Genomic DNA, 14,153 nt, shown 5'->3' on the forward strand with positions numbered 1-14,153 from the left:
GGACAAAAAAATGTTGTTTAACAAATATAAAATTTCTCAGGTTAGTTTAGCGATATCGGCTGCATTTTTATCACAGCAAGCAATTGCACAAAGCGCCAATGACACAACCGAAAACATAGTGGTTATTGGTAAATACCAAGGTGCCAAACCAAACAATTTAGCTGGCAGCTACGAGATAATTGGCCGCGATCAGTTGTTAGATTTACATGTAGACGACAATGTTGAATTGTTTACTAAACTGCCGGGCATTTCACTTTCACGCTACAACCAAGGGCCGATAAATGCTGATTTATCTATCAGGGGGTTTGATGGTGATGGCGGCTCGCCACATGCAAAACTAATAATTGATGGTATAGCGACAAACCTGCATCAAGGCTACGCCGAAATGGATCAGATATTTTCTTTAGGTATCGACTCAATTCAAGCATTTAAAGGCACTAGCGATGTTCGTTATGGGCTTTTTAATATTGCCGGCAACTACCAAATAAACAGCCGCAGTGATGTAGACACAACCCAGATAGAAGCCACATATGGCAGCTATAACACCACAGAACTACAAGCTTACACAGGTCAGCAAACAGGCAAATTAACCCATAACTATTCATTAGGTTACCGACAAAGTGAAGGTTATCGCGACAACACTGATTTAGAGCGTTATGCCATTGCTGGTAAATGGTTTTATCAAATAAATGCAGATACAAAACTAGGTTTTATCAGTCGTTATGCGCATTTTGATGCTGACGCACCTGGCTATTTATCTAAAGAAGCCGCACGTACCAACCCAACATCATCAGCCAGTTATGCAAGCGAGGATGGCGGCGATAAAACAACGGTTCACAATAGCATTCATTTAAACAGTCAATTCGAACAGGTAAAAATTGATGCAAATGCCTATTGGCAAACTTTTGAACGTGAACGCTGGGTGCGTTTTAGCCAAGCAGGTTCTCTGCAAAATAGATATGACGACCAACAACAAACCGGCTTAAATTTAAATGCGCAATATCAAATAAATTCAGCTTGGACGTTAACCGCTGGTTTATCGCACCAACAAGAAAATGTAATAGAACAAAGATTTGGTACAACAGGACAAAGCCGTATTCGCGACACCAGCAACGTAATCCGCAACTATGATTACAGCCTAGACAGCACAGGCGTCTTTACCTCAGTAGAAAACCAGCTAACCGACAATTTAAAATGGAATTTTGGCATTAGAGCAGACAAATTAGCTGGCGATTTTGTCCAAATTGCAGCAGATGGCACACAAAACAAACGCGACATTTACGATTTCGGCTGGATTGTGCAGCCGAAACTAAATCTTTTTTACCAAGCGGCGCCAAACTGGCAATTATTCTTTAACTTTGGTGAATCATTCCAACATCCATATGGTTCATCTTTGTACACAGCTGGTGATGTAAACAGTCGCGATGTTTCAAAAAATGTTGGTTGGGAAGCTGGCACCTCATTTAGTCCAATTACAGGCTTAAATATCAGATTATCAAGCTGGCAACAAAACGCCAAAGACGAGTTTGTATTGGTGGATGGCACATCAGTAAACGTAGGTAAAACTGAGCGCAGCGGCTGGGAATTAGCAGCGTCTTACCCAATAACTGACAACTTGAGTATTTGGGCTAACTACTCGCTGGTTGACACAAAAATTGTTAACCCGGGCGAAGCTGGCACGAGCAATATTGGCAACGAGCTTAGAAGTATTCCAGAGTATACAGCCTCAGTTGGTGTAGATGCTTATATCACAGACCAGTTTAAAGCATCGTTACATATTGATAGCCAAGGCGATTATTACGTAAACGAAGCGAATGAAGGTGGACAATACGGCGACTACACATTAGCCCATATGAGTTTTAATTACACATTGGATAATTTGGACATCAGCCTGAACCTAAATAATCTGTTTGACCAATATTACGAATACGTCTACGACTTTAGCAGCGACGGCAGCGGCACTATTCATTCACCGGGTGATGGCCGTAATGCGTCTATTTCAGCACGATTTACTTTCTAAGATAAAACGTTGGCAATAAAACCGACTTAAAGGCAAAAAGATGGCCCAAACAGCTGCATAGGTAAGCAAAAACACGTTTTGAGATGTGCTGGTCTCAAACGCGCCAAGCGATAAACCACCAAAATAGCTGATTGGGCCAAAGGTTGCTCCTAACAAAACTACGTACTTAACTTGAATATGGTTCAACCAATTCAAACTATGGTTTAAACAAAAACTAAAAATCACCCAAAGTGACATTAACCAAATTGGTATAACGGTAGGTTCACCAACAAACTGCACCACCGCAAATTGCATTAATATTTGGTCGATTAACATGCCCGCAAGCGCCACAGGCAGCACTTTAAAATCTAATTTTTTTGTTGGTGATAAAACGAAGTGCAGAATGATTATCAGCAGCATAAAAACAACAGCCTGCTGCTGATAAAAAGCGGCCAACAACCAACAAAGTTGAAATAGAACTAAGTTAACTAGCCAGAATTTTTTCACTTTCTTGCTAAGATATGGTGAGTAGAAATCACACGTTCAAGGAAGGCTCCCTCACAATAAGCCAAATAATACAACCACAAGCGTTTAAACTTGTTGTCGTAACCAAAGCGTTCAATTTCTTGCCAATTCGCTTCAAAGTTATCGCGCCAGTCTGCTAAGGTTTTGGCGTAATCCAAACCTATGTCTTGCACATTATCAATCACCATATTGGTGGACTTAGCAAACTGCTGGGCAATTACAGATACTGAAGGTAAACAGCCTCCGGGGAAAATATACTTTTGAATAAAATCGACATTTTTGCGGTAGTGATCATATCGCTGGTCGGCAATGGTTATCGCCTGCAATAACATTCTGCCGTTCGGTTTTAGCAAGTCGTTACACTTTTTAAAAAAGGTTGGTAAAAACTCATGCCCTACTGCTTCAATCATTTCAATTGAAACTAGCTTATCAAACTTGCCTTCTAACAAACGATAGTCTTGTTTAAGCAAAGTAATTTGTTTGGATAACCCCAGCTCAGCAACTTTGTTTTGAGCGTAAGCAAATTGTGCGTCTGAAATGGTGGTTGTGGTTACTTTACAACCATAGTTTTGCGCAGCAAAAATAGCTAAACCGCCCCAACCTGTACCTATCTCAATTAAATGGTCTTGCTCGGTTAACTCAAGCTTATCGCAAATGGTTTTAAGCTTAGCGTTTTGAGCTTCAGATAAACTAGTGTTTGCGGTTGGATAAATCGCCGCTGAGTACATCATTTTATCGTCTAAAAAGCGGGTATATAAATCATTACCTAGATCGTAATGCGCGAGGATATTGCGTTTCGACCCTGCTTGGGTGTTAGAATTTTTCCAACTTAGAATTTTGTTTTGAATTTTATTTAAGAGAGATGACTTGCCTTCTAGCTGGTCAAGCTCTTGCTGGCATCGAGCAAACACCTGAATAACTTTAGTTAAATCGTTACTAGTCCATTTATGCTCAATAAAAGCTTCTGATGCGCCAATACTGCCGCCTGTGACAAAATCCATATAACAAGTAGCGTCTAAAATACGAATGCTTGCGACTAAATCACTGTTTTGGTTCCCCAAACAAATACGCTCAGAGCCTTCTTCAATTACCAAACCAGCTGCTTGCATTGTGTTTAAAGTTGAAAATACCAGCTTGCGGCATTTTAAGTTAAACCAAGACAAGCCGGTTAAACCCGCCAAAGTTTGGCCTTGTTCAAAGCTAGAATCAGCCGCTTTAATATTTAGATTGTGCGCTCGCTCCACTTGCTTCTCCTCGTCTTTTATTAGATACACAGCTTTGATAAGGTACAAAAGGTACACGTTTAATAAGCAGTTTTAATGCTTGCCAATAAATAGCACTTACAATTTTTAACGGCATTAATGGCACGGCTATCGCCGCTTGTAATAATTTAACCGCAGATACTTCCGTTTGTTTTAGGCTCATAGTCGCATCAAACAACTTAGTGCCATCGGCTGCATCTTCATGGCCTTGCGCATGATTTTCTATATGCACTAAGGCTTTGCCTTTGCTTAAATTAATTCGCCACACGTAACGCATATCAAGGTTCATAAAAGGTGACACATGAAAACACTTGTCGGTGTCTTGCAAGTTTTTCATATCCACCAAATAAAAATGGCGTTCGTTCCACGGGGTATTGCTTACCTCAGCTAACATCCATGTGAGGTTTTCGCCCTCATAACAAAAATAAAAATTAACTGGGCTAAAATACAAACCTAAACCACGACACTGCGCCAACATCACCACTTTATCGCCCGACCAAGTGCCGCCTAACTCTGCAACTTTCTGTTTAATACGTTGTTTCAGGGCCAATGGTTCAGTTTTAATTTGCGCATCTGAATGAGCCAGTTTTACATAGTCTGATTGCTTAAAACGCACAGGGTTAAACCAACGTCTGCCAAACCAAAATTGCTCATCCGCTATTAAATCCAATTCATCTAAATCAAGCGCGAACATAGACAATTGATAACTAAACTCATGTTTAGCTTTATTAAAGCGGCGGTGGCGAACAAAGCCTGAGTACAAGCCTGATTTAAGCAACATAAACACTTACCATCATAAACTCACACCAAAACGCTCGGCCACGGCCAACGCACTTTTAACACCGTCTTCATGAAAACCATTAAACCAATATGCACCAGCAAAATGGGTATGGTTTTGCCCACAAATTTCACTGCGGCGAGCCTGTGCGGCAATACTGGTTTGATTAAATACGGGGTGATGATAAACAAACTGCTGAATAATTTTGTTTGGGTCAATTTGCTCAGTTTGATTAAGGGTGACACAAAAAGTGTGTTTAGATTTTAGCCCCTGCAAAATATTCATGTTGTAGGTAACACAAGCTGGGCGATTAAACTCGCTTTCAATGCTGGATAAACCAATTTGATAATTCCAACTAGCCCAGGCTAATTTGCGCTCAGGCAACAACGAAGTATCTGTATGTAACACGACTTGATTAGCACTATATGGAATGTCGGATAACACTTGTTGCTCAGCAACCGTTGCATCTTCTAACAAAGCCAAAGCTTGATCAGAATGGCAAGCCAGCACCACTTCATCGAAGTGTTGCACCTCGCCCGAATTAAACACAATTTCAACGCCCTGCTCGTTTTTATCAAAATTACGACGAACAGATTTAATACCCGCGTTTAGCTTAATATTGTCTTTAAAACCTTGAATAAGGGGCTGAATATATTGGTACGAACCACCTGGAATAACATACCACTGTGGTCGGTCTTGTATATTCAACAAACCATGGTTATAAAAAAACTGAACAAAAAAGCGCAGCGGAAAAGCTTCCATTTTAACTAAGCTAGTAGACCAAATAGCCGCGCCCATAGGCAAAATGTAGTTTTGTTTAAAGTAGTCAGAAAAATGGTTGTCTTGTAAAAACTCGCCTAAGGTATGATCAAGCGGCAACTCGCTCCCTTCATCTAAGCCGGCATACAAGCGTTTGCACTGTTTGTTAAAGCGCACTATTTGTTTAAGCAAACACCAAAATTTAGGATTTAAAATATTACGACGCTGGGCAAACAAACTGTTTAAATTATTACCATTGTACTCAAGCCCATTAAAATGATTCGTTACACTAAAACTCATTTCAGTAGGCTGTTTACCTACACCCAATTTACTCAGCAGCTTTAAAAAATTTGGATATGTACGGTCGTTAAACACGATAAAACCTGTGTCTATCGCATGTTTTTCGCCTTGGTATTCAATTTCTTTAGTTGCAGTGTGGCCACCAATATAATCGTTTTGCTCAAACACAGTAACTTGGTGCTTTTGGCTAATTAAATAAGCGGCAGTTAAACCAGAAATACCTGAGCCGATAATAGCAACATTCTTACGAGAAGCTTGATTCATTAAACAGTCATCCTTTGAGCGACTTTTTGCCATACAAAACGCGGCAACAGAGTAAAAAACTTAAGAAAACAAATAAAAGCGAATGGAAAATTAATCTCAGCTTTGCCAGCAGCTATACCTTTAACTATAGCTTGTGCAGCTTGTTCTGCCGAGATAATGCCTGGCATATCAAAATCATTTTTTGCAGTAAGTGGTGTTTCAACAAACCCAGGGTGAACCACACTAACGCCTATGCCATGTGGTTTTAGTTCTATTTCTAGAGTACGCGCCAAATAGGTTAAAGCAGCTTTAGAGCTACCATAAGCGGTTGCCCTTGGAAAAGGTAAAAACTGCGCGCTAGAACTTACCAACACAAGTTGACCACCTTTTTTAATCAGTGGCAATAGGTGTTGTAAGCAATACCCAACAGAAATTAAGTTTGTATTGATAACCCGCGCAAATAACTCACCATCAAATTGCATTGGGTTGTCGATATACTCGCAACTGCCCGCGTTTAAAATAACAATATCAAGTAGAGATAAATTATCAGTAGCTGATTTAATCTCTTTACTGTTGGTTAAATCACAGACAAAAGGATGAAGGTTTGGGCGGTGCAAACAAAGCTCAACTAACCTTTGTTTGTTACGGCCACCAGCGAACACCTCGTTGCCCTGTTCAGCGTAATGCAAAGCCAGTGCTTTACCAATGCCTGATGATGCACCAGTGATTAATATAGATTTCAACCTACACCTACCTGATATATAACCTGAACTCGGGATAACAAATTGCTTTCTAGCGGCTATTTTTCCTTATAACTACGTTGAATTCGCTAGTAATAGCCAGCTATTACGTACGCAAATTCGCCTTGTCCTAAGAAAAAATATCACACTAGAACTGGAATAATTCTATTGTTTAATAGATTCAGTGCGCCAGCTAACTTGTTATCCCGAGTTCAGGTTATGCTAAATAATAGGTTGATACGATGGGGGTTAGAATTTAGATCAAATAAAGATTTAAACCGCAGCTCTATTTTTTATGCTACGGACAAAACCACCTAAAATTGGTACATGCTCATACAACATAGCGCCGACATCAAAGTAGTCGCGATGGCAAATAACCTTATTGCCGACGAACTTAAGCCGAGAATGCCCTTCAACTAAAATGGTTTGGCCCTTTTTAAGTTTGGGGTGTTGGAAATGCATGGTCCAATACAAAAAAATCTGCTGCTCAGCGAAGTGGCTTGATTCAATTTCAAACCGGCAAGACTGCACGTTTTCATACATATTAGCGAAGTATTGAGTGAGGTTTTCAAGACCCGAAATAATATGCAGCGGGTCTTGAAACATAACCTTGGCATCGTAAATATCCGCCAAGGTTTCTAGGTTATCCTTTGATAATGACTGATAAACTTTTACAAAATTCTCAACCAAGTTCTTGTCCATAATCCACCTAAAATAACGTAATTAGCTTTACCAACGCTGCATGTAATAGAACCCCGGGGTAAATGGCTTCGTTGTTGATTTCCGGAGCATCAAAGCATAATCGTCACAAAGACGCTGTGAATATATCCCTATACGCTTCGCTTTTTCATCCCTGAAAAAGAGACTTTGCTCTCATTATTGCTTTCACGCTCTCAGCTTTCAGTTGCCTGCAAATCCTCAATAACATTGAATGCCATAAAAGGAATAACACTCAAAGCGAAGGTTAGCATTAGAGCAATGGTTTGAGAAAAACTTCAATCGGCATGGATGCCGTTTGCGAGCTGACAAGGACGTACTCGTAGCGTTTTTTCGAAAACCATGGTCTAAGGTCAACCTGAACGATCTACCACTATAGCGCTAAACTAGAACACATAGTGAAGGTTCGCATTAGAGCGATGGTTTGAGAAAAACTTCAATCGGCATTGACGCCGTTTGCGAGCTTACATGGACGTACTCGTAGCGTTTTTTCGAAAACCATGGTCTAAGGCAAACCTGAACGGGCTAGCATTGACCTAATAAATAAACCTTCCTATCGGATTAAGCAACTTCGACAAACCTTGGGTAAATACCGGCGCATCATCCGCAACAGTTAAACACAAACACCCATCGTTAGACACAGGACTATGGGTAAAACTCTGATCCAACCAAATAAAGTCGCCTTTAGAATAACTGCACATCTCATCCTCGAACGAGCCATCTAACAACACAGTTACCTCATAACCCTTGTGCGTATGCATAGGCACACTGCCACCCGCGCCAATTTGCAACAAATAACTGCGCACAGTTCCTTCATCTAAATCTAAGCGAGCACGAGAAAGCTTACCCACACCTTGAAACTTAGCCCAATTAACTGAATTTAGCGCGCGCGGCAAATTAACCTGCTTACCAGCGTACTCAACTGTGCAAACAGTTGGTTCTTCATCTACATAATCACCTTTTTGACTGGTAATTTGCGCAATCATTAAATCTTCAAAGTCGTCGTCTAAATCCACTTCAACATTATTAAAAACCGACTCGTCTTCAATGCTAAAAACCTCATCAGCTTTTGCTTGAGTTAACAAAGTAATGGCCTGTTGGCACTCGTCACATAATTCAACGTGAGCAGAAATAGCAATATTTAAAGCTGCTGGAAGTTCGCCAGCCACAAACGCAGCCAACAACTCATGTTTTGGATGATGCTTAATCATGAGTTTTCCTCAATTTGTTGTCTAAGTTTACCCAAGGCCAAACGCAAACGCGATTTAACCGTACCAAGCGGAATATTTAACTGCTGTGCCAACTCCTCTTGAGTTAACTCATTAAAATAAACGCCGCGTACCACCTGCTTTTGCGCCTCTGGTAAAGCATCAGCATATTTGGCAAGTTGTTGTTTAAGTAAATGGTCGGCAAATTCTTCGGTGTCAACATCGGCTGCGTGTGCGTCGACAATTGGCCAAATATCGTCACTTAAACAATCTTCTTTATTGGTTTGCATTTTGCGCAACATATCAAACGACAAATTACGCATAATGGTATACACCCAAGTGGTAACCGCACCTTTGTCGGCGTTATATAGATGCGCTTTGCGCCATACAAGCGACATAGTTTCTTGCAATAAATCGTTAGCTAACGCCTCCGAATTAAACTGCTTAAAACCAAAGCTTTTAATTTTGGGCGCAAAGCTTTTAAACAGCAGCGCAAAGCTTTTTTTGTCGCGCTTAAGCGCAACAGCAATTAACCATTGTTTGAGTTCAGCCGACTGCTCTGGTGTAAGCATCGACCTTTTGTTTTCCACTTGGCTTTGATTCATATTGCCATTTGATGTTTGCAGCATAAAAAATTATCACCAATCGACTCACGTTTAGCTGTATTTACGCGGGTGCTCAGTAATTGGATCACTTTTGTTTTCACCATTAATTATAGTGGCTAAAAACGACAAGCAATCATCAAAACTGTTAGGCAATAAAAATTCAAGCTTTTTTTCAACTGGCAAGGGTAAAAGCTCAATAAAACGTGCGCATACCCAGGTAGGATTATCAAATTCAGGTTTTGCATACATTTTGGCGTACTCAGGCATACTGCGGTGAATTTCTTGTAGAGCAAGTGACAACTTGCGCGATTTACTGCACAAATCTGCCTGCGGCCAATGGTTTACTGGCTGAACTTTGGCAACACGTAAACCGTCGTCCTCAACTTTAATATCAGAAATTTCCACCAACTCACGCGTACAAATATCAATAATTAATAAGCCGTCGTCACGTTGGGCAAAGTCGACAATATCAACCCAAGCCCCAAGTTTTGACGTATTAAAATCAGCATCCGGCAAATAAGTAGACAACACAAAACCCTGCCCACTCGCCGCCTGCTTAACTAAACGCAAATACCTAGGCTCGAATATTTTTAACTGAGTAACGCCTTTAGGAAATAAAACCAAAGGCAATGGAAACACACCTAATTGCATACAAAAACTTAATTGTGGATAGATGTGTTAATTTACGAAGGGTGAATAAAAAGGGATCAGTAAAACAAAAGCAGCCAAACTTTTTAACCCTTATTGATTTGTTTGTTATGTTTAATTACACTCAGTGGTACAGAATTAAGTACAGGATATTTTTATGGATGCGATTAGCTACACCACAGCACGAGCAAACCTAGCAAAAACAATGGAAAAAGTTTGCGCAGATCATGCACCAGTAATAATTACCCGAAAAAGCGAAAGCCCAGTTGTAATGATGTCTTTAGAAGATTTCGAAGCAATGCAAGAAACAACATACTTATTAAGATCGCCAGCCAACGCTAGAGCGCTTTTAGAATCTATTGCTGAGTTGGAAGCTGGTAATGGTACAGAAAGAGAATTAATTGAGTGAAATTAACGTTTTCGACAACAGCTTGGGAACAATATTTATACTGGCAAAGTACCGACAAAAAGATACTCAAAAGAATAAACACGCTTATAAAAGACATTCAACGTGAACCATATGAAGGTATCGGAAAGCCAGAGCCATTGAAACATGGCCTTTCAGGTTATTGGTCTAGAAGAATTAATGATGAGCACAGAATTGTTTATAAATATCAAAACGAAACAATTTTGATAGCACAACTGCGTTACCACTATTAAACAAAAGTAAAATAGAGTTTACTTTTACAATAGAAACTAATTTAAAGCCGATAAAAGTAAATTTTAAATTACTTTTATGAATCGATATACCGACAAGCTGGAAAGGCACTACAAGCCAAAAATTCATTACCTTTATTTTTGCCACGCTGAGCAGTTTTAGTAATTAACTGCGACTGGCATTTTGGGCAAGTTTTATTGCTTGGGCTATCAAAGGAAGGCTGTTGAACATCAGTTGCCATTGGGGTAACTACTGACTCTTCAGCAACAAATAGTTGGTTGCGAATGTCATCCACTGCATACTTAGCTCTAGCTTTAAATCTATGAAGTTTTAAGCCAGCAGACTCGCAAGCTGATTCTACAAATACATCACGCAAGTGGGTTTTAGCTTTTTTATGCGAAGCGTCATCCAATTCAATTACTGCGATAACAGACAAATCATTGGCATCGCATAAAACAAAATCAAAATGTTTGGCTGATATTTTATTAAAAGCTATTTGCCAATGCTTGCGTCCTAATCCTTTGGCTGGCTTTAACACATCGGCAATTCGTACTTTGCCCATAACTACAACATGGCTTGGGCATGCAAGTTGTAACGCACCTAAAAACGACCTTTCTGCAGCAGTAAATAAGGGGCCAATTTTGGTATAACGATAACGTCTACCTCTGTTTAAAAAGCCCAACAATATGCCATAAACAATGCACAGAATGATGAATAATAAGATAAGTGACCAACTCATGTTTCTTCCTTAAAACTAACTTGCAAGCTCAATTGCACCAAAGTGTTGTTTAGGGCAGATAACCCCAAACAACGCGGCTATCAGATTAACCCACCGACAAATTACTTGGCCAAATAAAATATGCGCCAAAGCGTTTACTAAATTTAAATTCGCCACCTGCAACTTTGCCTTGATCAGTTAATTGGTGTTTATCATCCGCTAAGGTTAAATAACCTAGCTCAATGCATTTATCTAAAAAATCGCCTGTTTTTAAGCCAAGTTGTTTAGCCAACTTGGAAGACGAAAGCTTATCTGCTGCTGGCTCTTCGGTTTGCTCAGTTTTCTCAACTGCGTTGGCTAGCTCTTCTGATGGTTTAACCTTTTCTAACGAGATACGAATTTCGTCGCTGATACGAATAATACGTTGGGCTTCGTCTACTGCGTCGCGATAAATTTCTTCGTCGTCAGCGCGCGATACAAAAATGCCCATTTCGTTATTATTAACTTGGCTAAATTCGTACAAATTTAGGCTGGTAATAATGCAAGACTCTTCGTTGATATAACATTTAGCATGCAAGTTTTTGCAAAAGCTAGTACGAACAAAAGTTAACTCTTTCAACCAGTTAATTTCCTCTGGTTGCAACTCACTTTTGCCATAAACAATGCGAACATCAATTTTAAGACGATTTTTGTCTTCGAGCAGTTCTTTAATGCGATCGTTTAATTTTAAAAATGGGCTGATAAGAATAAGTTTGTCTTGTGCGTTTTTTATTAGCTCTTCAAGGTAATAATTTGTTGCACTGGTATTTAAAAATTTAGCCATATCTAATCTCCTTGATATCCGTGATATTTAGCTGGTTTGGATTTGAATAATTCCCAAAGTGTAAAGTATTGTATTGCTTAAATTAATCGCTGGCAAAGGGGTTTTGCTAGTTTGATGAAGTAGCTTCATTTAATAGTACCCAGTTAGAAAAATATAAGCTAAGTGCCTCACGCGAAAGTTGGGCTCTAGGATATTTAATGCCGGCTAAAGCTAGTTAGGGGACTCAATTTAAATACGGAATAAAAATTTAACGCCTCAATAACCGACTCAGCTATGCTGCGTCCGGCGCTGAAGGCGCTAAGTTAACTCCCTTGCAGCGCCTTGTTAGCCATTGTTTTTAGGGACTATTCGTTTTCTCAAATTTTTTGCTTTTGCATTTTCAATTCCGATCGATTCTATTATTTCCCTTTCTATTTCCATGCTATCCACATTGCCCTTGGTGGTTCCAACCAGGTGGTAATGATCTTCGCCTCTCTCAACAAGTCCTGGATTTTTAACTGCTGGATGATTAATAAGAAGCTCCATAGCCTGATTAACTTTTGTTGAAGATTCTCTGCCAAGGCAAATGTCTATATCCGAATCACCCATGAAATTATCAAATTCACTTCTCGTGCGCCCCATTCGATCTAGTCTATTTATCGATCTCCTCATGCTTTTTAATTCTTCGATAATAAACTCTTGTCCGGAAACTTCTTTTTGGTCTATTTTGGCAACCTTAAATTCGCCAAAGTGCTTGAGAAAGGTTGTATAATTTTCGTCTTCAGTAGATTTTTTGTATGTTGCCTTTAGTTTGTCTGACAGTTTTTTCTTGAATTCAACTACCTTCGTAAATCTCAAATCCCTTGGATATTCAATATGCTCGATAGCTGATGTATCAAATGAATATGTTGTTTTGTCATCTTTAATAATTATGGTTGGCTTGTCGAATGCTAATCTCATCCCAAGTTCGAACATAACATTTGGATTTTTTCCACTCACATCACATACAACTATCGGATTTTCATACAAATTCTGAATAATCCTTTTATGTATAATTCCAACATCGTCTGCATTGCTTACCAACTCACCATCGAAGCCAGCGTCATCAATCGCCTCATTGATAATTTCGAGTACATCAGCCCAATGGGCTTCACTACAGCCATCAATCACTGAGATTGGCATCACGATTCCGCATTGTAATTTTTCATCACTCATGATTTATCCTTGGTTCATATTGGCTAACAGCTTAATCATTAGAAGTGCGTATAGAATTTTTCAATAATGAGTCTATTAACACCATTCCAATACGTTTTAAATTAATAATTTCATAAACTTAAGCCTAGATTAACTAAAATGCAATAATAATTTTTTGGCTGAAGCCAAGCCAATCGTCAAAGCGAGTACAATTTAAAGCTCGTTTAAAACTTTCACATCCATTGTAAAAGCGATTTTTATATACCCGTTACGCCACAGCAAATTTGATAGGCTGCACCCTAGTTAGGTTAACACTTTGTTTAGCTTGCCAAAGATCGTAATTATCTTGCATAGTCAGCCAACTTTCTGGGCTTCGGCCCAAAGCTTTAGACAATCTTAACGCCATTTCTGGCGTAACTGCACTCTGGCCTTTAAGAATTCGATTAAGAGTTGAAGGTGATACATCTAACTGTTTCGCGACAAACCTACAGCTGTAACCGAAAGGTTCCATGTATACATCGGAAATAAATTCACCCGGATGCGGTGGATTATGCATATTCATTAGTGATAATCCTCATAATTTAAAATAAACGCATTTCCGTCAATAAATTCGAACGTAACACGCCAGTTACCATTTACCGTTATAGACCAAATGCCGTCACGATCTCCTTTAAGTTGATGTAACTTGTACCCTGGAAGATCAATATCATCAATTATGGTCGCGGTATCAATAGCGGCTAATTGCATTCTTAGTTTACGTTCATGTTTAGCTTGAATACCCGCCTTACTGCCCGTTTCAAAGAATTTCTTTAGTCCTTTGTGTCTAAATGATTTAATCATACAGAGAGTGTAGCGCGTTGCGCAACATGAGTCTAGAAAAACCTTAAAACCCACCAGAACAATCCTACCAATCACACTTGTTGAGTAATTGGAATTTCGCGCTCATTTATTCCATCATTTATTCCATCATTTATTCCATCATTTATTCCATCATTTA

The 14,153-nt window shown here is 39.4% G+C and carries 17 protein-coding genes; 3 read left to right on the forward strand and 14 right to left on the reverse strand.

Translation table 11 applies throughout. From position 1 onward, the window contains the following. Positions 1-10 precede the first annotated feature (10 nt). Complete coding sequence (locus WSC_RS0118130; protein WP_016957372.1) at positions 11-2,020, forward strand: TonB-dependent receptor; 2,010 nt, start codon at positions 11-13, stop codon at positions 2,018-2,020. Here WSC_RS0118130 and WSC_RS0118135 read toward each other — a convergent pair. The 9 genes from WSC_RS0118135 to WSC_RS0118175 form a co-directional block, all read right to left on the reverse strand. Further along, positions 2,000-2,506 carry a DUF2878 domain-containing protein gene (locus WSC_RS0118135; RefSeq protein ID WP_016957373.1) on the reverse strand — a complete coding sequence of 169 codons (507 nt, stop codon included), beginning with the start codon at positions 2,504-2,506 and terminating at the stop codon, positions 2,000-2,002. The genes WSC_RS0118130 and WSC_RS0118135 overlap by 21 nt on opposite strands. After that, positions 2,503-3,768, reverse strand: coding sequence for an SAM-dependent methyltransferase (locus tag WSC_RS0118140; protein ID WP_016957374.1), 1,266 nt, complete (start codon positions 3,766-3,768; stop codon positions 2,503-2,505). The genes WSC_RS0118135 and WSC_RS0118140 overlap by 4 nt, the downstream gene beginning before the upstream one ends. Further along, on the reverse strand, positions 3,740-4,567 hold the full coding sequence (locus WSC_RS0118145) for a DUF1365 domain-containing protein (protein ID WP_016957375.1): 828 nt from the start codon (positions 4,565-4,567) through the stop codon (positions 3,740-3,742). Before WSC_RS0118145 ends, WSC_RS0118140 begins: the two co-directional genes overlap by 29 nt. Before the next feature lie 12 nt (positions 4,568-4,579). Continuing rightward, entirely contained in the window at positions 4,580-5,887 is a 1,308-nt protein-coding gene (locus WSC_RS0118150) for an NAD(P)/FAD-dependent oxidoreductase (RefSeq protein ID WP_016957376.1), read from the reverse strand. Next, positions 5,887-6,609 carry an SDR family NAD(P)-dependent oxidoreductase gene (locus WSC_RS0118155; RefSeq protein WP_016957377.1) on the reverse strand — a complete coding sequence of 241 codons (723 nt, stop codon included), beginning with the start codon at positions 6,607-6,609 and terminating at the stop codon, positions 5,887-5,889. The genes WSC_RS0118150 and WSC_RS0118155 overlap by 1 nt, the downstream gene beginning before the upstream one ends. Before the next feature lie 270 nt (positions 6,610-6,879). After that, complete coding sequence (locus WSC_RS0118160) at positions 6,880-7,308, reverse strand: nuclear transport factor 2 family protein (RefSeq protein ID WP_016957378.1); 429 nt, start codon at positions 7,306-7,308, stop codon at positions 6,880-6,882. 551 nt (positions 7,309-7,859) lie between these two features. Continuing rightward, the gene (locus WSC_RS0118165) at positions 7,860-8,534 is read right to left on the reverse strand and encodes a ChrR family anti-sigma-E factor (RefSeq protein ID WP_016957379.1); all 675 of its coding nucleotides are present in this window, start codon (positions 8,532-8,534) and stop codon (positions 7,860-7,862) included. After that, the gene (locus WSC_RS0118170; RefSeq protein ID WP_016957380.1) at positions 8,531-9,160 is read right to left on the reverse strand and encodes a sigma-70 family RNA polymerase sigma factor; all 630 of its coding nucleotides are present in this window, start codon (positions 9,158-9,160) and stop codon (positions 8,531-8,533) included. Before WSC_RS0118170 ends, WSC_RS0118165 begins: the two co-directional genes overlap by 4 nt. 27 nt (positions 9,161-9,187) lie before the next feature. Further along, positions 9,188-9,787 carry an LON peptidase substrate-binding domain-containing protein gene (locus WSC_RS0118175; protein WP_016957381.1) on the reverse strand — a complete coding sequence of 200 codons (600 nt, stop codon included), beginning with the start codon at positions 9,785-9,787 and terminating at the stop codon, positions 9,188-9,190. Positions 9,788-9,941: 154 nt separating this feature from the next. Between WSC_RS0118175 and WSC_RS0118180 the strand changes: the two genes are divergently transcribed. Together WSC_RS0118180 and WSC_RS0118185 are read left to right on the forward strand one after the other, a co-directional pair. Beyond that, on the forward strand, positions 9,942-10,193 hold the full coding sequence (locus tag WSC_RS0118180) for a type II toxin-antitoxin system Phd/YefM family antitoxin (RefSeq protein WP_016957382.1): 252 nt from the start codon (positions 9,942-9,944) through the stop codon (positions 10,191-10,193). Further along, the gene (locus tag WSC_RS0118185; RefSeq protein ID WP_016957383.1) at positions 10,190-10,444 is read left to right on the forward strand and encodes a Txe/YoeB family addiction module toxin; all 255 of its coding nucleotides are present in this window, start codon (positions 10,190-10,192) and stop codon (positions 10,442-10,444) included. Before WSC_RS0118180 ends, WSC_RS0118185 begins: the two co-directional genes overlap by 4 nt. 74 nt (positions 10,445-10,518) lie before the next feature. Here the strand turns inward: WSC_RS0118185 and WSC_RS0118190 are convergent, their stop codons facing one another. The 5 genes from WSC_RS0118190 to WSC_RS0118210 form a co-directional block, all read right to left on the reverse strand. Further along, positions 10,519-11,181: a DUF2726 domain-containing protein gene (locus tag WSC_RS0118190; protein WP_016957384.1), complete on the reverse strand. Its 663-nt coding sequence runs from the start codon at positions 11,179-11,181 to the stop codon at positions 10,519-10,521. A gap of 85 nt (positions 11,182-11,266) precedes the next feature. Further along, positions 11,267-11,983, reverse strand: a complete 717-nt coding sequence (locus tag WSC_RS0118195; RefSeq protein ID WP_016957385.1) for a phospholipase D family protein — start codon at positions 11,981-11,983, stop codon at positions 11,267-11,269. Between the two features lie 324 nt (positions 11,984-12,307). Further along, positions 12,308-13,177: a hypothetical protein gene (locus WSC_RS23320; RefSeq protein ID WP_016957386.1), complete on the reverse strand. Its 870-nt coding sequence runs from the start codon at positions 13,175-13,177 to the stop codon at positions 12,308-12,310. Between the two features lie 247 nt (positions 13,178-13,424). Then, the gene (locus WSC_RS0118205) at positions 13,425-13,718 is read right to left on the reverse strand and encodes a HigA family addiction module antitoxin (protein WP_016957387.1); all 294 of its coding nucleotides are present in this window, start codon (positions 13,716-13,718) and stop codon (positions 13,425-13,427) included. Next, positions 13,718-13,996 (reverse strand): type II toxin-antitoxin system RelE/ParE family toxin, encoded by a 279-nt coding sequence (locus tag WSC_RS0118210; protein ID WP_016957388.1) that lies wholly within the window; start codon positions 13,994-13,996, stop codon positions 13,718-13,720. The genes WSC_RS0118205 and WSC_RS0118210 overlap by 1 nt, the downstream gene beginning before the upstream one ends. Positions 13,997-14,153 lie beyond the last annotated feature (157 nt).

Source organism: Catenovulum agarivorans YM01 (assembly GCF_000281085.1).
GTDB lineage: Bacteria > Pseudomonadota > Gammaproteobacteria > Enterobacterales > Alteromonadaceae > Catenovulum > Catenovulum agarivorans.

Excerpts from the sequence above, each read along its gene's own strand:
- WSC_RS0118165 (WP_016957379.1), bottom strand. The coding sequence starts at position 8,534 with ATGATTAAGCATCATCCAAAACATGAGTTGTTGGCTGCGTTTGTGGCT.
- WSC_RS0118130 (WP_016957372.1), top strand. The coding sequence starts at position 11 with ATGTTGTTTAACAAATATAAAATTTCTCAGGTTAGTTTAGCGATATCG.
- WSC_RS0118190 (WP_016957384.1), bottom strand. The coding sequence starts at position 11,181 with ATGAGTTGGTCACTTATCTTATTATTCATCATTCTGTGCATTGTTTAT.
- WSC_RS0118150 (WP_016957376.1), bottom strand. The coding sequence starts at position 5,887 with ATGAATCAAGCTTCTCGTAAGAATGTTGCTATTATCGGCTCAGGTATT.
- WSC_RS0118180 (WP_016957382.1), top strand. The coding sequence starts at position 9,942 with ATGGATGCGATTAGCTACACCACAGCACGAGCAAACCTAGCAAAAACA.
- WSC_RS0118145 (WP_016957375.1), bottom strand. The coding sequence starts at position 4,567 with ATGTTGCTTAAATCAGGCTTGTACTCAGGCTTTGTTCGCCACCGCCGC.
- WSC_RS0118170 (WP_016957380.1), bottom strand. The coding sequence starts at position 9,160 with ATGCTGCAAACATCAAATGGCAATATGAATCAAAGCCAAGTGGAAAAC.
- WSC_RS0118160 (WP_016957378.1), bottom strand. The coding sequence starts at position 7,308 with ATGGACAAGAACTTGGTTGAGAATTTTGTAAAAGTTTATCAGTCATTA.
- WSC_RS0118175 (WP_016957381.1), bottom strand. The coding sequence starts at position 9,787 with ATGCAATTAGGTGTGTTTCCATTGCCTTTGGTTTTATTTCCTAAAGGC.
- WSC_RS0118205 (WP_016957387.1), bottom strand. The coding sequence starts at position 13,718 with ATGAATATGCATAATCCACCGCATCCGGGTGAATTTATTTCCGATGTA.
- WSC_RS23320 (WP_016957386.1), bottom strand. The coding sequence starts at position 13,177 with ATGAGTGATGAAAAATTACAATGCGGAATCGTGATGCCAATCTCAGTG.
- WSC_RS0118195 (WP_016957385.1), bottom strand. The coding sequence starts at position 11,983 with ATGGCTAAATTTTTAAATACCAGTGCAACAAATTATTACCTTGAAGAG.
- WSC_RS0118210 (WP_016957388.1), bottom strand. The coding sequence starts at position 13,996 with ATGATTAAATCATTTAGACACAAAGGACTAAAGAAATTCTTTGAAACG.